The 21,503-nt window shown below is 61.9% G+C and carries 20 protein-coding genes; 5 read left to right on the top strand and 15 right to left on the bottom strand.

Going from position 1 to position 21,503, the window contains the following annotated elements; all coding sequences use genetic code 11:
- Positions 1-3: 3 nt before the first annotated feature.
- Positions 4-2,364 (top strand): bifunctional diguanylate cyclase/phosphodiesterase, encoded by a 2,361-nt coding sequence (locus B3M58_RS15175; RefSeq protein WP_296220313.1) that lies wholly within the window; start codon positions 4-6, stop codon positions 2,362-2,364.
- Between the two features lie 33 nt (positions 2,365-2,397).
- Here B3M58_RS15175 and B3M58_RS15180 read toward each other — a convergent pair whose 3' ends face one another.
- The 8 genes from B3M58_RS15180 to B3M58_RS15215 form a co-directional block, all read right to left on the bottom strand.
- Positions 2,398-2,721, bottom strand: coding sequence for a copper-binding protein (locus tag B3M58_RS15180; RefSeq protein ID WP_296220314.1), 324 nt, complete (start codon positions 2,719-2,721; stop codon positions 2,398-2,400).
- 86 nt (positions 2,722-2,807) lie between these two features.
- Positions 2,808-3,311, bottom strand: coding sequence for a cupredoxin domain-containing protein (locus tag B3M58_RS15185; protein ID WP_296220315.1), 504 nt, complete (start codon positions 3,309-3,311; stop codon positions 2,808-2,810).
- Between the two features lie 93 nt (positions 3,312-3,404).
- Positions 3,405-4,817 carry a multicopper oxidase family protein gene (locus B3M58_RS15190; protein ID WP_296220318.1) on the bottom strand — a complete coding sequence of 471 codons (1,413 nt, stop codon included), beginning with the start codon at positions 4,815-4,817 and terminating at the stop codon, positions 3,405-3,407.
- 16 nt (positions 4,818-4,833) lie between these two features.
- Positions 4,834-6,240 carry a TolC family protein gene (locus tag B3M58_RS15195; protein ID WP_296220319.1) on the bottom strand — a complete coding sequence of 469 codons (1,407 nt, stop codon included), beginning with the start codon at positions 6,238-6,240 and terminating at the stop codon, positions 4,834-4,836.
- Positions 6,241-6,249: 9 nt separating this feature from the next.
- Positions 6,250-6,561 (bottom strand): hypothetical protein, encoded by a 312-nt coding sequence (locus B3M58_RS15200; RefSeq protein WP_296220321.1) that lies wholly within the window; start codon positions 6,559-6,561, stop codon positions 6,250-6,252.
- Positions 6,562-6,718: 157 nt separating this feature from the next.
- Complete coding sequence (locus tag B3M58_RS15205) at positions 6,719-7,054, bottom strand: hypothetical protein (RefSeq protein WP_296220323.1); 336 nt, start codon at positions 7,052-7,054, stop codon at positions 6,719-6,721.
- 102 nt (positions 7,055-7,156) lie between these two features.
- Positions 7,157-7,759, bottom strand: coding sequence for a glutathione S-transferase family protein (locus tag B3M58_RS15210; RefSeq protein ID WP_296220325.1), 603 nt, complete (start codon positions 7,757-7,759; stop codon positions 7,157-7,159).
- 15 nt (positions 7,760-7,774) lie between these two features.
- On the bottom strand, positions 7,775-8,959 hold the full coding sequence (locus B3M58_RS15215; RefSeq protein ID WP_296220327.1) for a PLP-dependent aminotransferase family protein: 1,185 nt from the start codon (positions 8,957-8,959) through the stop codon (positions 7,775-7,777).
- A gap of 82 nt (positions 8,960-9,041) precedes the next feature.
- On the opposite strand from B3M58_RS15215, the gene B3M58_RS15220 reads away from it, so the two are divergent.
- On the top strand, positions 9,042-9,521 hold the full coding sequence (locus B3M58_RS15220) for a MarR family winged helix-turn-helix transcriptional regulator (RefSeq protein WP_296220328.1): 480 nt from the start codon (positions 9,042-9,044) through the stop codon (positions 9,519-9,521).
- On the opposite strand, the gene B3M58_RS15225 is transcribed toward B3M58_RS15220, so the two are convergent.
- Positions 9,490-10,011 (bottom strand): hypothetical protein, encoded by a 522-nt coding sequence (locus B3M58_RS15225; RefSeq protein WP_296220330.1) that lies wholly within the window; start codon positions 10,009-10,011, stop codon positions 9,490-9,492. The genes B3M58_RS15220 and B3M58_RS15225 overlap by 32 nt on opposite strands.
- A 278-nt stretch (positions 10,012-10,289) precedes the next feature.
- Here B3M58_RS15225 and B3M58_RS15230 point away from each other — a divergent pair, with 278 nt between their 5' ends.
- Together B3M58_RS15230 and B3M58_RS15235 are read left to right on the top strand one after the other, a co-directional pair.
- Positions 10,290-10,904 carry a LysE family translocator gene (locus B3M58_RS15230; RefSeq protein ID WP_296220332.1) on the top strand — a complete coding sequence of 205 codons (615 nt, stop codon included), beginning with the start codon at positions 10,290-10,292 and terminating at the stop codon, positions 10,902-10,904.
- Positions 10,904-12,100, top strand: coding sequence for a benzoate/H(+) symporter BenE family transporter (locus B3M58_RS15235; RefSeq protein ID WP_296220333.1), 1,197 nt, complete (start codon positions 10,904-10,906; stop codon positions 12,098-12,100). Before B3M58_RS15230 ends, B3M58_RS15235 begins: the two co-directional genes overlap by 1 nt.
- Positions 12,101-12,206: 106 nt before the next feature.
- Here the strand turns inward: B3M58_RS15235 and B3M58_RS15240 are convergent, their stop codons facing one another.
- Both B3M58_RS15240 and B3M58_RS15245 read right to left on the bottom strand, forming a co-directional pair.
- Positions 12,207-13,091, bottom strand: a complete 885-nt coding sequence (locus tag B3M58_RS15240; protein WP_296220334.1) for a bile acid:sodium symporter family protein — start codon at positions 13,089-13,091, stop codon at positions 12,207-12,209.
- 151 nt (positions 13,092-13,242) lie between these two features.
- Entirely contained in the window at positions 13,243-14,004 is a 762-nt protein-coding gene (locus B3M58_RS15245; protein ID WP_296220335.1) for an SDR family oxidoreductase, read from the bottom strand.
- 226 nt (positions 14,005-14,230) lie between these two features.
- Between B3M58_RS15245 and B3M58_RS15250 the strand changes: the two genes are divergently transcribed.
- Positions 14,231-15,238 carry an NADP-dependent oxidoreductase gene (locus B3M58_RS15250; protein WP_296220337.1) on the top strand — a complete coding sequence of 336 codons (1,008 nt, stop codon included), beginning with the start codon at positions 14,231-14,233 and terminating at the stop codon, positions 15,236-15,238.
- A gap of 174 nt (positions 15,239-15,412) precedes the next feature.
- Here B3M58_RS15250 and B3M58_RS15255 read toward each other — a convergent pair whose 3' ends face one another.
- The 4 genes from B3M58_RS15255 to B3M58_RS15270 form a co-directional block, all read right to left on the bottom strand.
- On the bottom strand, positions 15,413-18,478 hold the full coding sequence (locus B3M58_RS15255) for an efflux RND transporter permease subunit (RefSeq protein ID WP_296220338.1): 3,066 nt from the start codon (positions 18,476-18,478) through the stop codon (positions 15,413-15,415).
- Complete coding sequence (locus B3M58_RS15260; protein ID WP_296220339.1) at positions 18,475-19,464, bottom strand: efflux RND transporter periplasmic adaptor subunit; 990 nt, start codon at positions 19,462-19,464, stop codon at positions 18,475-18,477. Before B3M58_RS15260 ends, B3M58_RS15255 begins: the two co-directional genes overlap by 4 nt.
- 138 nt (positions 19,465-19,602) lie before the next feature.
- The gene (locus B3M58_RS15265; protein WP_296220597.1) at positions 19,603-20,382 is read right to left on the bottom strand and encodes an ABC transporter permease; all 780 of its coding nucleotides are present in this window, start codon (positions 20,380-20,382) and stop codon (positions 19,603-19,605) included.
- Positions 20,383-20,393: 11 nt separating this feature from the next.
- The gene (locus B3M58_RS15270) at positions 20,394-21,326 is read right to left on the bottom strand and encodes an ABC transporter ATP-binding protein (RefSeq protein ID WP_296220340.1); all 933 of its coding nucleotides are present in this window, start codon (positions 21,324-21,326) and stop codon (positions 20,394-20,396) included.
- Positions 21,327-21,503: the final 177 nt, after the last annotated feature.

Genomic DNA, 21,503 nt, shown 5'->3' on the forward strand with positions numbered 1-21,503 from the left:
CCGATGAAGTCGCTGAAAAAGTCGATCATGATTGTGCTCTTGCTGCTCGTGGCGCTGTTCATCAGCGGCATGTGGATCATGTCTTCTCTCAACCTCGGCTATTCGCAGCAGGCCATGTCGGCGTTGCGCAAGACGCAGATCGAAGAAACCTTCGGCGCCAACCTCGAACGCATCGACGCCCACCACCAACTGATGGAACAAAATACCGAGGACCTGGGCCGTCTCGGCGAGTTGTTCTACCGCCTGCAAAACGGCATCGACACCGGCCATGAGCTGGAAAAAGCCTTGAGCACCCAGGTGCGCGATTTTCCCGAGGCATTCGGCGGCGGCATCTGGTTCGAGCCGCAGGTGTTCGGCGCATCCGGCATGGCCTACGGGCGCTACGCTTACTGGGGAGCGAACAACCGCATCGCGCTGATTCGCCACAACCAGAGCAAGGATTACAGCCAGCAAGACTGGTACCGCAACGCACTGCCGCCGGACTGGAACCGCAACCAGACGCGGCCGCAGCAATACTACTGGACCGCCGCGTATTACAACCCGCTGTCGGAAGCCGCGGTGATCACCCTGGCCAGCCCGATGCACAGCGACAGCGGGCGGATTATCGGCTTGGCCACCACGGATTGGCGCACCGACGAAGTGATCAAACTGATCGGCCGGGTCAAGGTCACGCCCAACACCTTCGCCTTCCTGCTCGACAGCAATAACCGCAACCTCTCTAGCCTGAGCCAGCGCGACGACACCCTGGCGGCCCAGTCGATCATGGATGCGATTCTCGATTTGCAGTTGATGCAAAACCAGGCCATCGCCCCGAAAACCGCGCGCATGCTCGAACGGCCATTACGCTCGCCCATGCAGAGCCGCACGCTGGGTGTCGACGGGCTCGACTACGCGCTGTTCTATGCCAAGACCCAGGCCGGCATGCTGTTTGGCATTGGCGTGCCGCAGCATGAAATCGACTCGGTGCTGGAACCCATGCGCCAGAGTAACTACCGAATCGTCGCCATCACCGGCGTGATCTTGCTCCTGCTCTCCGGGCTGATCCTCTATTTCGTCGCGGGGATCATGCGGCAGTTGGAAGCCTCCTACACCGACCCGCTGACCCAGCTGCCGAATCGGGTGAAGCTACTACAAGATCTGCAGCGGCGCCCGCGCAGCAGCCTGATATTGATCAATATCGACTCATTCAAAGAAATTAACGGCTTCTTTGGCCATGACTGTGGCGACTACGTGCTCATCACCCTGGCCCAGCAACTGGCCCACTTGCTCGACAGCGAACCCAGCAACGAAAAAACCCAGCTGTACAAGATGACCGCCGACGAATTCGCCGTGCGGATCGACGCCCGTCTCGACGCCAGGCAACTGGAGATCCGCCTGCAAGCCATCTCGGCGTTTATCCAGGCGCGGCTATTGCTCTGGCATGAGCAGGAAATCAACCTCAACGCGACCCTCGGCGCCGCCGCGGCCTCAGGCAGTCATCACCCGCACCAGCATGACGCTGTGCTTTCATCCGCCAGCATCGCCCTGAAACTGGCGCGATTGCAGCAGAAAAACCATCTGGTCTACGACCCGGCGCTCAAAGTCCGCGAGGCTTACGAGCACAACCTGCTGTGGGCCAATCGACTCAAGCAGGCGTTGCAGGATGACCGCATCATTCCCTACTTCCAGCCGATCATGGACAACCGCAGCGGGAAGATCGGCAAATACGAATGCCTGGTGCGCATGCTCGACGAGGATGGTCAGGCGGTAAATCCGGGGCTGTTTCTCGGGGTGGCGAAGAAAATCCGCCTGCACCGACAGATCACTCGGATCATGGTCGACAAATGCTGCCGGGTGTTTCACGACCAGCCTTATGAGTTCTCCATCAATCTATCCTATGAAGACCTGATCGACCCGGAACTGACCCAGTTCATCAAGCTCAAGCTGCTGCAAAGCGGTATCGGCAAACGCCTGATTTTTGAGATTCTCGAATCCGAAGGCATCGAAAACTACCGCGAGGTGCGCCGCTTTATCGATGAGGTCAAAGCCCTGGGTTGCCGCTTTGCCATCGACGATTTCGGCACCGGCTACTCGAATTTCGAACACCTGCTGCGCCTGAACATCGACCTGATCAAGATCGACGGCAGCCTGATCAAACAGCTCGATAACGACCCGAACGCCTACAGCGTGACCCTGGGCATTGTGCAGTTCGCCCGCAGCTTGCAGATGCACACCGTCGCCGAGTTCGTGCACAGCGCCACGGTGCAGGAGAAAGTCCTGGCGCTGGGCATCGACTATTCGCAGGGCGCGCATATCAGCATGCCGCAACCGCACTTGGTCTCCACCCCCGCCTTTCAGCCTTGCGACAGCGAGACCTTGCGCTGAAGCCAGGGCTGCCGGCAGCCCTGGCGTAACCCCTTACGGCGCGGCTTGCAGCTCGGTCACCACAAACTGGCTGCCTTGCTTTGCCGCCTGAAAGCGCACCTTGTCGCCGACCTTCAGCCCTTCCAGCAGCGCGGCGTCGCGCACGGTGAAGACCATGCTCATCGGCGGCATGCCGATGCTCTGGATCGGCCCGTGGCGCAGGGTGATCTTTTGCGTGGCCAGGTCGATCTTGCGCACTTCGCCCTGACTCAGCGCGGCGCTGACCTCAGTGCCGCTCGCCGGCGCGTCGTGCTGGGTGGCGAATGCCGGAAAAGCCAGGGTGCTGCCCAGGAGGGCGGTAATCAGTAGTTTTTTCATGCTGTCTATCCTCGGTGTCATGGCACCGCGCGCGGCGCGGTTTCGGTAATGCTGGCGGGCCTCTGGGCCCGCGCTAGCAACAGGCGTTACTCGGCCACCACGCTGATCTGGCCGAGCATGCCGGCCTGGTAATGGCCGGCGATCAAACAGGCGAATTCGAATTCGCCCACACGGTTGAAGGTCCAGATGATTTCCCCGCGCTGACCCGGAGCAACATGCGCCATATACGGCTCGTCATGCTCCATGCCGGGGAACTTGGCCATCAGCTCGGCATGCTTATCCAGCTCGGGTTTGCTCCCGAGCACGAACTCATGAAGGATCTGGCCATCGTTGCGGTGAACGAAGCGGATGGTTTCGCCGAGCGTCACCTGCAAACGATCGGGACTGAAACGCATGGCGTCGCTCATGCTGATCTCGATGGTACGACTGACCTGCTCACGGTCACCGGCGATGCCCCAGGGCTTCTGCTCCTTGATCACCGCCGCGCTGTGGGGCGCGCTAGGTTGCTCGCCATGGGCCAGCACCGGGCTGGCGGCAAAGGCGCTGAAAATGCCTAGAATCAGGACGCTAAGGTTTGACGGTAGCTTCATGGGTAATTCCTCGAATTGAATAGACGTTGCACAGGGCTTGCCCGCGATGCTTTAAAACTGCAGCCATCGCGGCCAAGGCCGCTCCTACTTGAATCAATGGCCGGCATGGCCGCTGGGTTTACGCACCTGCACTTCAACCGCCTCGCTGTTCGGCTGTTTAAGCGGCATCGACTGCCCGCCGGCCTCGCTGGAGCGTGCCGGTTTGGCCATCTCCCCTGCCCACTCGTACGCCACCGTGCCCGCCGGATGCTTGAACCAGCCGGGGTCGCGGTAATCGCCTGCGGGCTGATCCTTACGGACCTTGAGCACGGTGAACATGCCGCCCATTTCCACGGAGCCGAACGGGCCGTCGCCGCTCATCATCGGCGCGGTGTTGTCTGGCAACGGCATCTGCATTTCCGCCATATCGGCCATGCCGCGCTCGCCCATCACCATGTAGTCGGGAATCAACTTGGCGATCTTGCGGGTCATGTCGCTGTGATCGACGCCGACCAGGGTCGGCACGTCATGGCCCATGGCGTTCATGGTGTGGTGGCTCTTGTGGCAGTGGAAGGCCCAGTCGCCCTCCTCGTCGGCGAGAAATTCGACCTGACGCATCTGTCCGACCGCCACGTCGGTGGTCACTTCCGGCCAGCGCGCGGCCAAAGGCCACGGCCCGCCATCGCTGCCGGTCACCTCGAATTCGTGGCCGTGCAGGTGGATCGGGTGATTGGTCATGGTCAGGTTGCCAACGCGAATCCGCACGCGGTCGTCCTTGCGCACCACCAGCGGGTCGATACCAGGGAAAATGCGGCTGTTGAAGGTCCACAGGTTGAAATCGAGCATGGTCATGATCTTCGGCGTGGCGGCGCCCGGCTCGATGTCGTAGGCGTTGAGGAGAAAACAGAAGTCGCGGTCCACCTCGCTGATCAACGGGTGATGCGCCTTCGGGTGGGTCACCCAAAAACCCATCATGCCCATGGCCATCTGCACCATTTCGTCGGCATGCGGGTGGTACATGAAGGTGCCAGGACGGCGCGCGACGAATTCGTAGACGAAGGTCTTGCCCACCGGAATCGCCGGCTGGGTCAGGCCCGCTACGCCGTCCATGCCGTTGGGCAGGCGCTGACCGTGCCAGTGGATGCTGGTGTGTTCGGGCAGTTTGTTGGTGACGAAGATGCGCACCCGGTCGCCTTCCACCACCTCGATGGTCGGCCCCGGCGACTGGCCGTTGTAGCCCCACAGGTGAGCCTTGTAGCCCGGCGCCAATTCGCGCACCACCGGCTCGGCAATCAGGTGGAACTCCTTGACGCCGGCGTTCATGCGCCACGGCAAGGTCCAGCCGTTCAATGTCACCACCGGGTTGTAGGGCCGGCCATTTTGCGGCTGCAACGGCGGCATGGTGTCGGCCTTGGTCTGGATAACCGCTTCCGGCAAACCGGCAAGCGAAACCCGGCTGACCGCCGTGGTGGCGACCGCAGCGGTAATCGCGCTGGCGCCGAGAAAGAAATCACGTCGAGAAACCATATTCGTTATTCCTTGATCAGTGCCCAGCAGGGGCTTCGGCAACTGCGCCTGCGGCAGTGCTAGCAGAGAGGTTCGGCGTGCCCAGCATCGCCATGTCCAGATCGGCGTGGGCCAGCCAGAAATCGCGTTGCGCTTGCAGGTAGCCATCCACCGCGAGGATTTGCCGACGAGCATCGGCCAGCAATTCGAAGGTGCTGATAAACATGCCGTTGTAGCGCAGGAGATTTTCTTCGGCGATGCGTTGGCGCAGCGGCAGCACTTCGTCGCGGTATTGGCGGGCAAGGTCATGCGCCGACTGGTAGCCCAGGTAGGCTTCGCGCACTTGCGAGCGAGCATTGATCGCCGTCTCGGCGGCCCGGTTGAGCATCTGTCGGTACATCGCCTCGGCCTTCGCCACCTTGGCGCCACTCCAATCGAACAGCGGCAACTCGACGCTGACCTCGTAACCGCGCTGGGTTGGTTCCTCGTTAGAGCGATTGTTCACCACGCCCAGCTCCAGCACGTTGATCAAGCGCGTGCTCTTGCTCAGCCCCAGGTTGCTCGCCAATCGCTCGGCATCCAGGCGCATGGCCTGGATATCCAGGCGCTGACGCATGGCCAAGCGTTCGACGTCCGGCAACGGTTCGGCGCGCGCCGGCAGCTCCGGCAGACGCTCGGGCAGGCGAAAGTCGATCTGTTCGCCCCACAGGCCCAGCAAGCGGGTCAATTGCTCGCGGCTTTGCACCCGCGCTTGTTCGGCGCGAATCAGATTGAGGCTGGCGTCGGCATAGAAGCTCTGTTCTTGGGCCTGTTGCAGCGTGCTGTAGTTGCCCACCGCCGCCAGACGCCGCGCCAGCTCGGCGCCGGTTTGCGCCGCCGCCATCACCTGCTGCATGAAGCCCAGACGCTCCTGCGCCGCCACCGCGTGGTAGTAAGCCTTACGGGTTTGCGTGGCCAACTCGAAGACCGCCAGGCTGGTTTGCCGCTGCACCTGCTCGAAACGCTTGGCCTCCATGCCGGAGGTCATCGGCATGGCGATCAGCCGCGCCAGGTTGACGTGCAAACCGCGCTCGTATTCCACCTCGCTGCCTTTTTCCAGGCGCCCGAACGAGAAACCGGGGTTGGCAATCCGCCCAGCCTGAACGCGCTCGGCCTCGGTGATCCCCAACTGGTCGAAGGCCGCTTGCAGCCCTGGGTTATTGAGCAAGGCGATCTGCACCGCGTCATCTACCGACAGGGCTTGCGCCAACAGCGCATTCACCTGTTCGGCAATCAGGGCGCGGTCATCCTCGGTTTTGGCCCAGGTCAGTTGTTTGTCCAATTGCTGTTCGGCGCTTTGTTCGACCACCGCAAAGCCGCCATCCGGGGTAAAGCTGGCGCAACCCGCCAGTACCAATAGTCCGCCGAGCAGACAGGCATGACGGACATGCTTGAGCATTCTCATCGCGCCTCCTTAGCGGCCATGGCCGGCATGTGGGTTGACGGCTGGCGCACGTTCGGCCGCCGGGCTGTCGTCAGTCAGAGGCTCCTGCGCATAGGTTTGCCAGCCACCGATGCGCCCCACCCGATCATTGGCTTCACGCCAACTTTGTACCGGCTCGGCGTTGAAACCTCGGTAATCGTCTAGCGGGGATTGATAGACCAGAGCCGCTGTCGCAGCCTCGGCATCCAGCGGATCGGGCTGCTGCGCCCAGGCGCCGATAGGCAGCGCCAACAAGATCAGACAGCCAAGGGCCTGCCGACCTGAAAACAGGAAACGAATCATGAAGTGCTCTCGCGTTAAGCGGGCACGCCGGCATCAGGCAGGCGAACGCCGCAGATAAGCTGAAGGCGCCGCTCAGCCGTGGCTGTAGGCGCGCGTTGGCTTAAACGAGAAGCGAGCGTGGGGGACGTTCGGGGGTGTCGGCGATAAAACCAACGAATTAATCGAGGCGCGCCAGAGACGGCTCGCCTGCTTGCAGCGGGGAATTGCTGATAACCACGGAACTCAGCGCCACCGCACCGACGCAAAAGGCGCAGAGGCTACAAAGGCTGTTGTCGACCTGCTGAACAGTATCGCTGGTTTGCCCGGAGGCAGCGGCATGGTGGGCCATGGACATGGCTCCGGGATGGTGCGCGCGGACCTGTGAGCTATCGAGGCTAACCGCACCACTCCGATACGCCACATCGCACAACTGCATGGCAATCGCCGCCATGCTCTGTGCCGGAAGGGCGAGCATCAGCATCCAGATCAAGGCGATGCGTAGCGGTTTGGTCATGGTCGTTCTATCGAACAAGCAGGTCATGTGACGGTGGACGGATTATGCGGCAATTTATCCGCTTGTCCATCACTCCCCCGCTTCCAGCGATTGCGCCCTCGCTCAATCGAGCATGCCGACATGCTTGGGATGACTGGCTACACGTTCCAGCCAGCCACGCACCGCCGGGTAGTCGCTCAAGTCAAAACCGCCCTCGTCGGCCACATGGGTGTAGGCATACAGGGCGATGTCGGCGATCGAGTACTGCTCACCGACCAGGTACGGCGTGCGCCGGAGCTGCTGTTCCATCACCTTGAAAGCCTTGTAGCCGCGCACGTGGCACATCCGATATTCCTCGAGGCGCGCCTCGGGCAGGCCCTGGTACAGCTGGATAAAGCGCGCCACCGCGACATACGGCTCATGGCTGTATTGCTCGAAGAACTGCCACTGCAGCACCTGGGTGCGCAAGCGCGGTTCGCTCGGCAAGAACTCACTGCCATCGCCGAGGAAGTTGAGGATCGCGTTGGATTCCCACAGGCAGGTGCCGTCTTCCAACTCCAGCACCGGAATCTTGCCATTGGGGTTCTTCGCCAGGAACGCCTCGCTTTGGGTTTCGCCCTTGAGGATATCGACCGGTATCCATTCGTAGGCGATACCGCGCAGATGCAGCATGAGCTTGACCTTGTAGCAGTTGCCTGACCGGTAATCGCCGTAGACCTTGAGCATCGTCCTGTCCTCTCTTTACATCGCTGTCATGTGCGGCGCCGCCAGGCTGGCCTGGGCCTCGCGAATCACCCCGGCCAGACGTTTGAGCCCTTCGCTCAGGCGCTCCGGCGCGACGTGGCTGAAGTTAAGCCGTAAATGTCCCGGATGCTGGTCCGGGTCGATAAAGAACGGCTCGCCCGGCATAAACGCCACGTTCTGCGCCAGTGCTGGCGCTAGCAGGGTGCGCGTATCCAGTGGTTGCTTGAGGGTCAGCCAGAAGAACAGCCCACCCTGGGGCACCTGCCAGTCGGCCAGGTCGCTGAAATGCGCCTCCAGCACCGCCTGCATGGCATCGCGACGAATCCGGTAGAAGTCGCGCAGTTCGGCCAGATGGCCGCGGTATTTCTCGCTGCCCAGCCACTGCAACGCCTGCCATTGGCCGATGCGGTTGGTGTGCAGGTCGGCCGACTGCTTGAGACGCAGCAGGTAGGGGAACAGATCCGGGGTGGCGATCAGGTAACCGACGCGCAGGCCCGGCAGCAGGGTCTTGGAGACGGTGCCGGTGTAGATCCAGCTGGCTTTCTGCAAACGGCTGACGATCGGCGTGGCGCTGCCGGCGTCGAACACCAGCTCGCGGTAGGGTTCGTCTTCGATCAGGGTCACGCCAAACTCGTCGAGCAACGCCGCCACGGCATCGCGCTTGGCTTCGCTGTAACGCACCGCCGACGGGTTCTGGAAGGTCGGGATCAGGTAGGCAAAGGCCGGCTTATGATGTTCCAGGCGTTGGCGCAGCGCAGCGATTTGCGGGCCATCGGCTTCCTGCGGCACGGCGATGCAATTGGCACCGAACAGCTGGAAGGCTTGCAGCGCGGCCAGGTAGGTCGGCGCTTCGAGCAGCACTTCGGTGCCCGGGTCGATAAACAGCTTGCTGGCCAAGTCGAGGGTCTGCTGCGAGCCGCTGACGATCAGCACCTGGCTGGCGTCGCAAGGTACGCCCAGCGCGCGCGCCTCGGCGGCAATCGCCTCACGCAGCGCCGGCTCGCCTTCGCTCATGCCGTACTGGCCCATACTCGCCGGCATATCGGCCCACTCGACCTTCGGCAACATCGGCTCGGCGGGCAGCCCGCCAGCGAACGACATGACTTCCGGACGCTGCGCCGCGGCAAGAATTTCACGAATCAAGGAGCTTTTCAGGCGGGCAACGCGTTCGGAGAAGGCCATGGAGGTCACCGGTAGCAAAGGCAAGGAAAAATAAGTCAAACTGGTTGACCGAAACTACGACGCCTCAGGCAGATACGTCAATATGCTTGACCTTAAAAACCCAACCACTCAGCAGGCGGCCATGGAGGCCTTCTTCTTCGGCTATCAGGCCTTTACCGCCAAAGCCGACGAAATGCTGGCGCGCCGTGGGCTATCGCGGGTGCACCACCGCATTCTGTTTTTCATCGCCAAATACCCCGGCCTGAGCATGAAAGAACTGCTCGGCTACCTCGGCGTGAGCAAGCAGGCGCTGAGTACCCCACTGCGCCAATTGCTGGAAATGCACCTGGTCGAAAGCGTGACCGCGGCGGACGACAAACGTAAACGCCTGCTGGGCTTCACCCCGGAAGGCGCCAAGCTGGAACTGGCCCTACGCCGCGAGCAAGCCAAGTTGCTCAAGCGAGCCTTCAGCGAGGCCGGGGAAGCAGCTGTCAGCGGCTGGCTGCAGGTCAACCTGACGCTGGGCAACAGCCGCCCGCCCGGCATCGCGATCAGTGCCGCCGCCACTCCGCCGCTGCCTTGAAAAACACCCAGGCCATCGCCAGATTGGCGCCGATCAGCGGCAGCATGGCCAACACCAACAGAATGATCGACGCCAGCATGATGCCGCCGATGATGTCCATCCAGGCCATGAGGTTGAACACCGGATAGACGTTCTGTACCTGGCGCAAGCGGATGCCCAACCAGGTCAGCAATGCACCATAGCCCGCCAGCACGCCGAAATAGCTGAGCATTTGCCAACCCAGTTCGCTGGTGGCCGGGCCCCAGAGCACATCAAGGACTCCCAGCAGCAGGCTGCACACGATCACCGCCCACACCGGCCAGGCCAGACGTTGCGCGGCAAAGCGCTGTTCGGCGAAGCGCTTCAATTGAATCAGCAGGTAGCAGCCCAGGAGAATCAGCACCGGGCTGAGCCAATCACTGACACGCCCAACGGCTTGGCTGCCCTGCAGCCCCTCGGCGAGCGCCAGCGCCAGCAGCAGCAACGAGCCCACCGCCGAGACCAGGCTCAACCAGGCTCAACCAGGCCAACAGTCGTAGTTGTCCAGCACTCCAGCCGTCGAGCGAGGGCGGTCCACTGTTTTCCGTCAGGCTGACGTGAGGGGTGGCGTAGGGATTATTGTGCGGTTCCATCGCAGGTCCTTGTGCGGAGTATTCGGTGAGGCGACGACACTAACCATTGCCGATGCTTCTGCCAATCGACTGTATCGCCTTTTACGCGCTTTGCTGTACCGCGACGCCCAGCGATGCCCCGCTTAGTCTTACAGGCACTGTCCGCGAGTACCCTGCCATGACCACCGAACTGCTGATCGCCTTTATCGCCTTTGCCTTCGTCACCTCGGTGACCCCGGGGCCGAACAACATGATGCTGCTCGCCTCCGGGGTGAATTTCGGCCTGCGCCGCAGCCTGCCGCATATGCTCGGCATCAGCCTGGGCTTCATGCTGCTGGTGATGGCGGTGGGTTTTGGCCTTGGCCAGCTGTTCGAACAACTGCCGATGTTCTATACCGTGTTGCGTTACCTGGGTGCGGCGTACCTGCTGTACCTGGCCTGGAAAATCGCCAACGCCGGTGCACCCGACAGCCAGAACGGACAGCGCGGCAAGCCCTTCAGCTTTCTCCAGGCGGCGGCGTTCCAGTGGATCAACCCCAAGGCCTGGGTGATGGCCATCGGCGCGATCACCACCTACACCCCGCAGGAAAACTTCGTGGTCAATGTGCTGCTGATCGCAGCCCTGTTCGCCTTGGTCAACTGCCCCAGCGTCGGCCTGTGGACAGTGGCCGGCAGCCTGCTGCGCAACTGGCTGAATAACCCGCGCGTGCTGCGCTGTTTCAATGTTGGTATGGCGCTACTCTTGGTCGCCTCGCTGTACCCGATCCTGGCTGATGTACAAGGAGTGCTGTAATGCCCCAAGCGACCCAGGCGCGCCTGCGTCCGCTGGCCGACACGTCGACCTCGGCGGTGGTCGCCGGCTTTATCGCCATGCTCACCGGCTATACCAGCTCGCTGGTGCTGATGTTCCAGGCCGGCCAGGCCGCGGGCCTGAGCAACGGGCAGATTTCCTCGTGGATCTGGGCGCTGTCGATCGGCATGGCCGTCACCTGCATCGGCCTGTCGCTGCGCTACCGCGCGCCGGTGATGATCGCCTGGTCGACGCCTGGCGCCGCGCTGCTGATCACCAGCCTGCCGAACGTGCCCTATAGCGAAGCCATCGGCGCCTATATCCTCGCCTCCGGACTGATCGTGCTGATCGGCCTGACCGGCAGCTTCGACCGCTTGATGCGGCGCATTCCCGGCTCCATCGCCGCCGCGCTGCTGGCCGGCGTGCTGTTCAAGATCGGCCTGGAAATCTGCGTGGCCGCCGAGCAGCAGCCGCTATTGGTGGTGGCCATGCTGCTCGCCTACCTGCTCGGCAAGCGCCTGCTGCCGCGCTATGCGGTGCTCGCCGCCTTGCTGGTTGGCTGCCTGTTGGCGGGACTCTTCGGCCTGCTCAATTTCAGCCAGTTCGAACTGCAACTGGCCACCCCGGAGTGGACCACGCCGAGCTTCTCCCTGGCCGCGGCGATCAGCATCGGCATCCCGTTGTTCATCGTCGCCATGGCTTCGCAGAACCTGCCGGGGATGACCGTGCTGCGCGCCAATGGCTATGACGTACCGGCATCGAAGCTGCTCACCAGTACCGGCCTGGCCTCGATCCTACTGGCGCCGTTCGGCTCCCACGGCATCCACATGGCCGCCATCAGCGCGGCGATCTGCGCCGGCCCGGAAGCCCATGAAGACCCGCGCAAACGCTACACCGCAGCGGTCTGGTGCGGGGTGTTCTACGGCATCGCCGGAATCTTCGGCGCCACCCTCGCCGCACTGTTCGCCGCCCTGCCCAAGGCGCTGATTCTGTCGATTGCCGCCCTCGCCCTGTTCGCCTCGATCATCGGCGGCCTGACCCAGGCCATGAGCGAACCCAAGGAGCGCGAAGCGGCGCTGATCACCTTCCTCGTCACCGCCTCGGGGATGAGCCTGTTCTCGGTCGGTTCGGCGTTCTGGGGCATCGTCGCCGGCTTGCTGACCCTGGCGATTCTCAATTGGGGCAAGGCTGACATATAGATAGCCTGCTGTTGGGCCTCGCTGCGCCGAGCACCAAGCTACGGGATCGATCCAACCGATAACCATCGACAAAAAGGCGCCTCGGCGCCTTTTTGTCGACTGTCGCTCAGGCTTCGACAGCCAACTGCTTGCCGTGGGCGAAGTTGACCCACCAGCCGAACAGCGCAGCGGTGAAGAACATGATGATGCTGTAGATCGCCGCGGGAATCGCCATGGTCGAGTTGTTCAACAGCATCGGGCTGAGCGCCAGGGCGATGGCCAGGGTGCCATTGTGGATGCCGATTTCCATGCCGATGGCCACGGCCTGGCGCAGACTCAGGTTGAACAAGCGCGGCACGCAATACCCCACTGCCAGGCTGATCAGGTTGAACGCCAGCGCCGCGCCGCCGACCAAGGGCGCGTACTCGACGAAAGTCTGCCAGTCCTTGACCACCGCAAGCAGGATGATGATCAACAGAAACAGCGCCGAAACGATCTTCACCGGCTTCTGCATGCGCTCGGCAAAACCCGGAAAACGACTGCGCAACCAGATGCCGATGGCCACCGGCCCGAGGACGATGATGAACACCTGCACCACCTTGGCGAATTGCAGCGGAATCGCCTGGTCGCCTTCCATGAAATAGGCCAACGACAGATTGACGATCAACGGCATGGTGAGGATGGCGATCACCGAATTGACTGCGGTCAAGGTGATATTTAGCGCCACATCGCCGTGGGCCAAATGGCTGTAGAGATTCGCCGTGGTGCCGCCCGGCGAGGCGGCCAGCAGCATCAGGCCGACCGCTAGCGCCGGCGCCAGGCCGAAGGCCTTGGCCAGGAAAAAACACACCAGCGGCAACAACAGCAGCTGACAGGTCAGACCGATCAACACCGGCTTGGGAAACTTCACCACCCGGGCGAAATCCGCCAACGTCAGCGACAGGCCGAGACCAAGCATGATGATGCCCAGCGCCACGGGTAGAAATACGGTCAGTAAGGGGTCAGCAGTCATGAGTGTTCTACTCCGGATTCAATGCCCAGCGATTCTGGCGAGAGCCCGATGGCCTTCGCAGTGACTTTAGCGGCCAATCGCTTGACCCACACTCAATCCAGAAAAAAAGGCGCCTGATTAGGCGCCTTGGTGGACTCATGCGGCGACGCACTCAGATCGCTGTCGCTCCGCCGTCCACGGCCAGGGCATGCCCCGTGGTGAACGCGGCGTTGTCGCAACACAGGTAAAGCACCGCGGTGGCGATTTCCTCGACCCTGCCAATGCGCCCGACCGGGTGCATGGCGGCGGCAAACTCGGCCTTCTTCGGGTCGGCTTCATGGGCGCGACGGAACATGTCGGTGTCGATCACCGCCGGACACACGGCATTGACGCGGATTTTCTTCTTCGCATACTCGACCGCCGCCGATTTGGTCAGGCCGATTACCGCATGCTTGGACGCGCTGTAGATGCTCATCTTCGGTGCCGCACCCAGGCCGGCCACCGATGCGGTGTTGACGATGGCGCCACCGCCCTGGGCGAGTAACAGCGGGATCTGGTGCTTCATGCACAGCCACACGCCTTTGACGTTGACGCCCATGATCGCGTCGAACTCGCTTTCGCTGCCCTCGGCCAACTTGCCCTTCTCGATCTCGATACCGGCGTTGTTGAACGCATAGTCCAGGCGACCATAGGCCGCCACGGTGCGTTGCATGAGTACCTGCACATCGGCATCGCGGGTCACGTCGCAGCGCACGAACGTCGCCTCGCCACCGGCGGCACGAATCAGTTCGACGGTGTCTTCGCCACCGGCCACATCGACATCGGAAACCACCACCTTGAGGCCTTCGTTGGCGAAAGCCAGGGCAGTCGCGCGGCCAATGCCGGCAGCACCGCCAGTGACCAGGGCGACCTGGCCGGAAAAGGTCAAGCTCATCTGTGCATCCTCGTGAAGGGGGAACGTCTGCGCGGAGTCTAGTCAGAGCCACAGCCGAGACGGCAGCACTATTCGAACAGCAGTTAGGCCTTCATCCAAAATAATGATTAATACCCCCAACCAGCTATCACTCGAATGGATCGGCACCTATTCGGCCGCCGGGCAACACTTGCCCGGCGGCGTGGCAAGGGCTATCACCAAGCTTTCCGCTCAACGAGTACTGTCCATGACTGCCCCACTCAACCGTCAATTCCTGCTTGCCCAACGCCCGGTCGGCCTGCCCAGCCGCGACACCTTCAACTATGTGGAAAACCCGGTCGGCGAACCCGGCCCCGGCCAGATCCTGGTGAAGAACGCCTACCTGTCGCTCGACCCGGCCATGCGCGGCTGGATGAACGAAGGCAAATCGTATATCCCGCCAGTGGCCATCGGCGAAGTGATGCGCGCCCTCGGCGTGGGTCAGGTGATTGCCTCGCAGCACCCGAACTTCGCCGTTGGCGACTACGTCAATGGAGCAATCGGTGTGCAGGACTACTTCCTCGGCGAACCGCACGGCTTCTATAAAGTCGACCCGAGCCGCGCGCCCTTGCCGTTGTACTTGTCGGCGCTAGGCATGACCGGGATGACCGCCTATTTCGCCCTGCTCGATGTCGGCGCACCGAAAGCCGGAGAAACCGTGGTGATTTCCGGCGCCGCCGGCGCCGTGGGTAGCGTCGCCGGGCAAATCGCCAAACTCAAAGGCTGCCGCGTGGTCGGCATTGCCGGTGGCGCCGACAAGTGCAAGTTCCTCGTCGACGAACTCGGCTTCGACGGCGCCATCGACTACAAAAACGAAGACCTGCACGCCGCACTGAAACGCGAATGCCCGAAAGGCGTGGACGTGTATTTCGACAACGTTGGCGGCGACATCCTCGACGCGGTGCTCACTCGCCTCGCCTTCAAGGCGCGGGTAGTGATCTGCGGCGCGATCAGCCAGTACAACAACAAGCAAGCGATCAGGGGCCCGGCCAACTACATGCAACTGCTGATCAACAGCGCACGCATGGAAGGCATGGTGGTGATGACCTACGCCCCGCGTTTCGCCGAAGCGGCCCAGGAAATGGGCGGCTGGCTGGCCAGCGGCCAGCTGAAATCCAAGGAAGACATCGTGGACGGCCTGGAAACCTTCCCGGAAACCCTGCTCAAGCTGTTCAGCGGGGAGAACTTCGGCAAGCTGGTGCTTAAAGTCGATTGACACACCACCTGTAGGAGCGGGCCGTGCCCGCGAGATACACGCATCGCACGCATTCGCGGGCATGGCCGGCTCCTACGAAAATCAGACTTCAGGCGGCCACGGCCTCGGGCGTTTCCCGCTTTGCGCTAGCCCTCCTACGCAGCCAACGGTGGACAAGGCTTCGCCATGTCCACCCTACGCAACCGCCATTTCCTCACCCTGCTGTTTGATCGGCTGCCAGCGGCGCAGCAGCATGTACAGCGTCGGGATCACGAACAAGGTGAAGAACGTCCCCACCAGCAAACCGCCGACGATGACGAAGCCGATCTGCTGCCGGCTCTCGGCACCGGCGCCACTGGCGATGGCCAGCGGCAAGGAACCGAGCACCATCGCCCCGGTGGTCATCAGGATCGGCCGCAGACGCTGTACCGAAGCGTCGATCACCGAACTGCGCAGCTCCTGGCCTTCACGCTGCAAGTGGTTGGCGAACTCGACGATCAGAATGCCGTGCTTGGTGATCAAACCGATCAGGGTCACCAGACCGATCTGCGAGTAGATATTCAGGGTGCCGCCGAATAGTGTCAGCGCCAGCAAGGCGCCGGCCATCGACAAGGGCACGCTGAACAGAATGATCAGCGGATCGGTGAAGCTCTCGAACTGCGCCGCCAGCACCAGGAAGATAAACGCCAAGGCCAGGACAAAGATCAGCGCGATACCGGAACTCGACTCCTTGAAGTCGCGTGACGTACCGGTGTAATCGTATTGGGTGTCGGGCGGGAACACCTCGCGGGCGGCCTCTTCCAGATAAGCCAGGGCCTCGCCCAGGCTATAGCCACTGCCGACGTTGGCAGTAATGCTCACCGCGCGCAGTTGGTTGAAGTGGTTGAGCTCGCGCGGCGCCACGGTTTCGCGCACCTCGATCAGGTTGGACAGCTGCACCATGCTGTCGTCGCGACCACGCACGTAGACCCGATTGAGGTCCTGCGGGTTGCTGCGATCGACATCCTGCAACTGCACCAGCACATCGTACTGCTCGCCATTTTGCTTGAAGCGGGTGACCTGACGGCTGCCAAACAGGCTTTCCAGGCTACGACCGATGGTCGCCACGTCGGTGCCGACCGCCACCGCCTGCTCGCGATTGACTGCGACTTTTAGCTGCGGGGCATTCAGCTTGAGGTCGCTGTCGAGGCTTTCCAGGCCCGGGTACTCGCGCACCTTGTTCAGCAACTCGGCGACATAGACCTGCAACTCGGCGTACTCCAGGGAGGAGCGCACCACCAGGTTGACCGGCTGATTACGCGAACTCTGCCCGAGCGGTGGGCGGTTGACCGGAAACGCGCGCACCCCGGCAATGTCCTGCAGCTTGGGCAACAGCTGGTTGCGAATCTCGAACTGGCTGCGCGAGCGGTCGGCCCAGTCTTCCAGCTTCATAAAGGAAATGCCCTGGGCCACCGTGGGGAAGCCGGCAATCACCATGTAGCGATTGGTTTCCGGGATGCTCGCGTAGGCCTGTTCGATCTCCTGCGCATAGCGACCGGTGTAATCGATGGTGGCACCGTCCGGGCCATTGAACACGCCGACGATGGTGCCGGTGTCCTCGGTTGGCGCCAGCTCCGACTTCAAGCCGGAAAACAGCCAAATACACGCCACAATGGTCATCAGCAACACCCCAACCACCACCCAGGCACTCAGGGCCCGCTGCAACAGGTGCTTGTAGCGGTAGGTCAGGCCATTGAGGAAGCCTTCGATCAGGTTGTAGACCCGGTTGTGTTGCTGGTTGGCCTGGTGCGGTTTGAGCAACAGCGCGCACATCATTGGCGTCAGCGTCAGCGCCACGAACCCCGAAACCAACACTGCCCCGGCCAGGGTCCAGGCGAATTCGGTGAACAGTTTGCCGGTGGTGCCCTGCATGAAGCCGATGGGCGCAAACACTGCCGCCAGAGTCAGGGTCATGGCGATCACCGCGAAGGCGATCTCGCGGCTGCCCTTGAGCGCGGCCTGCATCGGCTGCATGCCTTCTTCGATATGCCGGTGGATGTTCTCCAGCATGACGATGGCGTCATCCACCACCAGGCCGATGGCCAGCACCATGGCCAGCAATGTCAGGGTATTGATGGTGAAGCCCATCAGCGACATCAGCGCGAAGGCGCCGATCAACGACACCGGAATGGTCACCAGCGGAATGATGGTGGCGCGCAGCGAGCGCAGGAAGATGAAGATGATCAGGATGACCAGAACCACCGCTTCCCAGATGGTGATGAAGACGTTGTCGATCGACGCGCGAATAAACAGCGAGTTGTCGTTGGCCACCGCCATGTGCATGCCTTCGGGCAACAGCGCGCGGACATCCGGCATGGCTTCGGCCAAGCCGTCGGAGATTTCCAGCGGGTTGGCGGTGGCCTGCTTGATCATGCCCATGGACACAGCCGGGCGGCCGTTGTAGCGCACGATGCTGCGCTCGTCGGCGGCGCCGATCTCGGCATAGCCGACATCGGACAAGCGCAACAGGTAGCCGCGACTATCATCGAGAATCAGGTTGTTGAATTGCTCCGGGGTGTTCAGATCGGTTTCCGAGAGCACGGTGAATTCGCGCTGCTGCGACTCGATGCGTCCGGCGGGAATCTCCACGTTCTGCCGGCGCAGGGCGTCTTCCACGTCCTGCACGGTGAGGTTGTGCGCGGCGAGCTTTTCCGGATCGAGCCAGATGCGCATGGCGAAGGTCCGCGCGCCGCGCACCTGCACTTCTGACACGCCGGGAATGGTCTGTAGGCGATCCTGAATCACCCGTTCCAGCACATCGGTGATTTCCATGGCGCTGTAGCGGTCGCTGTAGAACGCCAACCAGATCACCGGCTGAGCATCGGCTTCGACCTTTTGCACGATCGGTTCGTCGATTTCATCCGGCAGCAAACCGCGTACGCGACCGAGGCGGTCGCGTACGTCGTTGGCCGCTTCGTCGGCATTGCTGCCCAGGCGAAACTGCGCGGTGATCTGGGTATTTTCCGAGCGGCTGATGGAGCTGACGAAATCCAGCCCATCAATGCCGGAGAGCACGTCTTCGATCGGCTGGGCGACCTGCGACTCCATGATTTCCGGGCTGGCGCCGGGGTAGATGATGTTGACCGTGACAATCGGCACATCGATGTTCGGGTACTCGCGTACGGCCAGGCGGTCATAGGCCATCAGCCCGAGCAGCACCACGATCAGCGACAGTACCGTGGCGAATACCGGACGGCGGATGCAGATATCGGACAATGTCATAACACGCGCTCCACGACCTTGGTGCGCACCGCCATGCCGGGATTGACCTTCTGCCAGCCGGCGCTGATCAAGGTTTCATTGCCTTGCAGGCCCTCGCGCACCTCGACCATGCCATCCATGCGTTTGCCCAGCGTGACCTCGCGCTGCTCGACTTTGCCGTCCACCACCACGTTGACCAACAACTGCTCACCCACTGGCATCACGGCCTCTTCGGGGATCACCAGGGCATTCGGGCGTTCGGCGAGAATCACCGAGACCCTGACGAACTGCCCGGGGCGCAGGCGGCGGTCATCGTTGCCGATGTGCGCGCGAATCGCCTGGCTGCGTCCGGCTTCGTCGAGCCGCGGGTTGATGGCGAAGATTTCACCGCGAAAGCGCTCGTTCGGATAAGCATCCAGGCTGATTTCCACGGTCTGGTTGAGGCGGATCTGGCTGACGGCTTTTTGCGGGATGCGGAAATCCACCTTGAGCGGATCGAGCACTTCCAGGTTGACGATGTCCTGGCCGGCGCTGAGGTAATCGCCCGGGCTGACTTGGCGCAGCCCCAGTACGCCATCGTAGGGGGCGAGGACCTGGGTTTTATCCAGCCGTGCCTGGGCCAGCGCCAGGCTGGCGCGGGCCGCTTGCTGCTGGGCGCTGGCTTCGTCGAGGGCCTGGGCATTGCTGGCGCCGCGCTTGAACAGCATCTGCGAACGCTCGAAGTTTTTTTCCGCCAGATTCAGGTTGGCCCGCGCCTGGGCGAACTCGGCGCGGCTGATCGAGTCGTCGAGGCTGACCAACAAGGCGCCGGCCTCCACGGCCTGACCTTCGCGAAAATGCAGTTTGGCGAGACGCCCTTCGATTTCCGGCCGAATCATCACCGACTCGTCCGAGCGCAACGAGCCGAAAGTGATCAGCTCGTCACGCACCAACTGCTTTTTTGCCTGCACCACCTCGACCATCGGGCCATCGGCGGCATGAGCCAATGGCCAAACGGCCGAAAGCATCAAAGCGGATGCCACGAATAAAGACCGCGGATGGGCAAACATATACAACCCCTATTGTTTTGTAGAGGCTGAGTCTAACGGCCGCGCCGTGCGATTCAGCCGTTCAACATGTTTCCCGATATTATTGCGCCGGCCCGGTTACTGGCGCATCCCTCGACCGCTGGCCAGTAGGCGGATGCACACGGTATAGAGCAGCGCAGTGGCCACCAACATAAAGCCAATGGCAATACCGATGCGAATATCCGAGACCCCGAGAATGCCGTAGCGGAAGGCATTGACCATGTGCAGCACCGGGTTGGCCATCGATACCGTCTGCCAGAACGGCGGCAACAGGCTGATCGAGTAGAACACCCCGCCCAGGTAGGTCAGCGGTGTCAGCACGAAGGTCGGAATGATCGAAATATCGTCGAAGTTGCGCGCATACACCGCGTTGACGAAGCCCGCGAGGGAGAAAATCGTCGCGGTGAGCAGTACCACCAGCACCGTCACGCCCAGGTGATGGACTTGCAAGTGGGTGAAGAACAGCGACAGCAGCGTGACGATCAGCCCCACCGCCAAACCGCGCAATACGCCGCCGATGACATAGCCGGTGAGAATGATGTGCGGCGACACCGGCGAGACCATCAGCTCCTCGATCGAGCGCTGAAACTTGCTGCCGAAAAAGCTCGAGACCACATTGCCGTAGGCGTTGGTGATCACCGACATCATGATCAGCCCCGGCACGATGTACTCCATGTAGCTGAAGCCGCCCATGTCGCCGATCTGCCGGCCGATCAGGTTGCCGAAGATGACGAAGTAGAGAACCATGGTGATCGCTGGCGGCAGCAGGGTTTGCGGCCAGATGCGGGTGAAACGGCGGATTTCCCGGTAAACGATGGTGCGCAAGGCCACCAGGTTGGCGGCGAACTCGGAATTCAGATAGGTCGTGCTCATACCGCCACCTTCGCCAGGTTCTTCTCGACCAGGGAAACGAACAACTCTTCCAGGCGATTGGTTTTATTGCGCAAGCTGAGCACTTCGATGTTCTGCAACGCCAATTGGCGGAACAGCTCGGTAATGCCCTGGCTCTTCTCCACTTGCACTTCCAGGGTGTGGTGGTCGAGCAACTGCGCTGGGTAGCCGGTCAACTGTGGCGGCACCAACAGCGACTCTTTCAGGTCGAGCAGGAAGGTCTCCACGTGCAGCTTCTTCAGCAGCTCGCGCATGCTGGTGTTCTCGACGATGCGGCCATGGTCGATGATGCCGATGTTGCGGCACAGCTGCTCGGCCTCTTCCAGGTAATGGGTGGTGAGGATGATGGTGATGCCCTGCTCGTTCAGTTCGCTGAGAAAACTCCACATCGAACGGCGCAACTCGATATCCACTCCGGCGGTCGGCTCATCGAGAATCAGCAAGCGCGGCTGGTGCACCAGCGCGCGGGCGATCATCAGACGGCGCTTCATGCCGCCGGACAGTTCGCGTGACGGCACATCGCGCTTATCCCACAGCCCCAGCTGATTGAGGTATTGCTCGGCACGCTCCTTGGCGATACGTGCCGGGATGCCGTAATAGCCCGCTTGGGTCACGACGATGTCGAAAACCTTCTCGAACTGATTGAAGTTGAACTCCTGCGGCACCACCCCCAGGCAACGCTTGAGTGCAGACGGCTGTTTGTCCAGGTCATGGCCGAAGACATTCACCGTGCCGCTGGTTTTGTTCACCAGGGTCGAAAGAATACCGATGGTGGTGGATTTGCCGGCGCCGTTGGGCCCGAGCAAGGCGAAGAAGTCGCCTTCGGCCACATCCAGGTCAATGCCATGCAGCGCCTGAAAGCCGTTGCCGTAAGTTTTCGTCAACTGCCGGATGGACAGAGCAGTACTCATAAAAAATGCACGCACCTGTAATAAGTGAAGAGATAGAAGGTGAGATTGCGCCGCTGACGCCCTGCGCAGAACCGCCCAAGTCTAACGCCAGTGCGCTGCCGGTCGCAGGCTTATCGCGAAAAACCCTCGGCGGGCGCCTTGCCAAGCCTAGCCATTCGGTAGCGCACAAGCACACGC

The organism is Pseudomonas sp. UBA2684, assembly GCA_002354655.1.
Taxonomy (GTDB): Bacteria; Pseudomonadota; Gammaproteobacteria; order Pseudomonadales; family Pseudomonadaceae; genus Aquipseudomonas.

Coding starts and splice junctions, on each gene's coding strand:
- B3M58_RS15240 (WP_296220334.1), bottom strand. CDS start 13,091: ATGACTGCTGACCCCTTACTGACCGTATTTCTACCCGTGGCGCTGGGC.
- B3M58_RS15250 (WP_296220337.1), top strand. CDS start 14,231: ATGACTGCCCCACTCAACCGTCAATTCCTGCTTGCCCAACGCCCGGTC.
- B3M58_RS15230 (WP_296220332.1), top strand. CDS start 10,290: ATGACCACCGAACTGCTGATCGCCTTTATCGCCTTTGCCTTCGTCACC.
- B3M58_RS15205 (WP_296220323.1), bottom strand. CDS start 7,054: ATGACCAAACCGCTACGCATCGCCTTGATCTGGATGCTGATGCTCGCC.
- B3M58_RS15215 (WP_296220327.1), bottom strand. CDS start 8,959: ATGGCCTTCTCCGAACGCGTTGCCCGCCTGAAAAGCTCCTTGATTCGT.
- B3M58_RS15200 (WP_296220321.1), bottom strand. CDS start 6,561: ATGATTCGTTTCCTGTTTTCAGGTCGGCAGGCCCTTGGCTGTCTGATC.
- B3M58_RS15180 (WP_296220314.1), bottom strand. CDS start 2,721: ATGAAAAAACTACTGATTACCGCCCTCCTGGGCAGCACCCTGGCTTTT.
- B3M58_RS15245 (WP_296220335.1), bottom strand. CDS start 14,004: ATGAGCTTGACCTTTTCCGGCCAGGTCGCCCTGGTCACTGGCGGTGCT.
- B3M58_RS15185 (WP_296220315.1), bottom strand. CDS start 3,311: ATGAAGCTACCGTCAAACCTTAGCGTCCTGATTCTAGGCATTTTCAGC.
- B3M58_RS15190 (WP_296220318.1), bottom strand. CDS start 4,817: ATGGTTTCTCGACGTGATTTCTTTCTCGGCGCCAGCGCGATTACCGCT.
- B3M58_RS15175 (WP_296220313.1), top strand. CDS start 4: ATGAAGTCGCTGAAAAAGTCGATCATGATTGTGCTCTTGCTGCTCGTG.
- B3M58_RS15235 (WP_296220333.1), top strand. CDS start 10,904: ATGCCCCAAGCGACCCAGGCGCGCCTGCGTCCGCTGGCCGACACGTCG.
- B3M58_RS15270 (WP_296220340.1), bottom strand. CDS start 21,326: ATGAGTACTGCTCTGTCCATCCGGCAGTTGACGAAAACTTACGGCAAC.
- B3M58_RS15195 (WP_296220319.1), bottom strand. CDS start 6,240: ATGAGAATGCTCAAGCATGTCCGTCATGCCTGTCTGCTCGGCGGACTA.
- B3M58_RS15255 (WP_296220338.1), bottom strand. CDS start 18,478: ATGACATTGTCCGATATCTGCATCCGCCGTCCGGTATTCGCCACGGTA.
- B3M58_RS15260 (WP_296220339.1), bottom strand. CDS start 19,464: ATGCTTTCGGCCGTTTGGCCATTGGCTCATGCCGCCGATGGCCCGATG.
- B3M58_RS15220 (WP_296220328.1), top strand. CDS start 9,042: ATGCTTGACCTTAAAAACCCAACCACTCAGCAGGCGGCCATGGAGGCC.
- B3M58_RS15210 (WP_296220325.1), bottom strand. CDS start 7,759: ATGCTCAAGGTCTACGGCGATTACCGGTCAGGCAACTGCTACAAGGTC.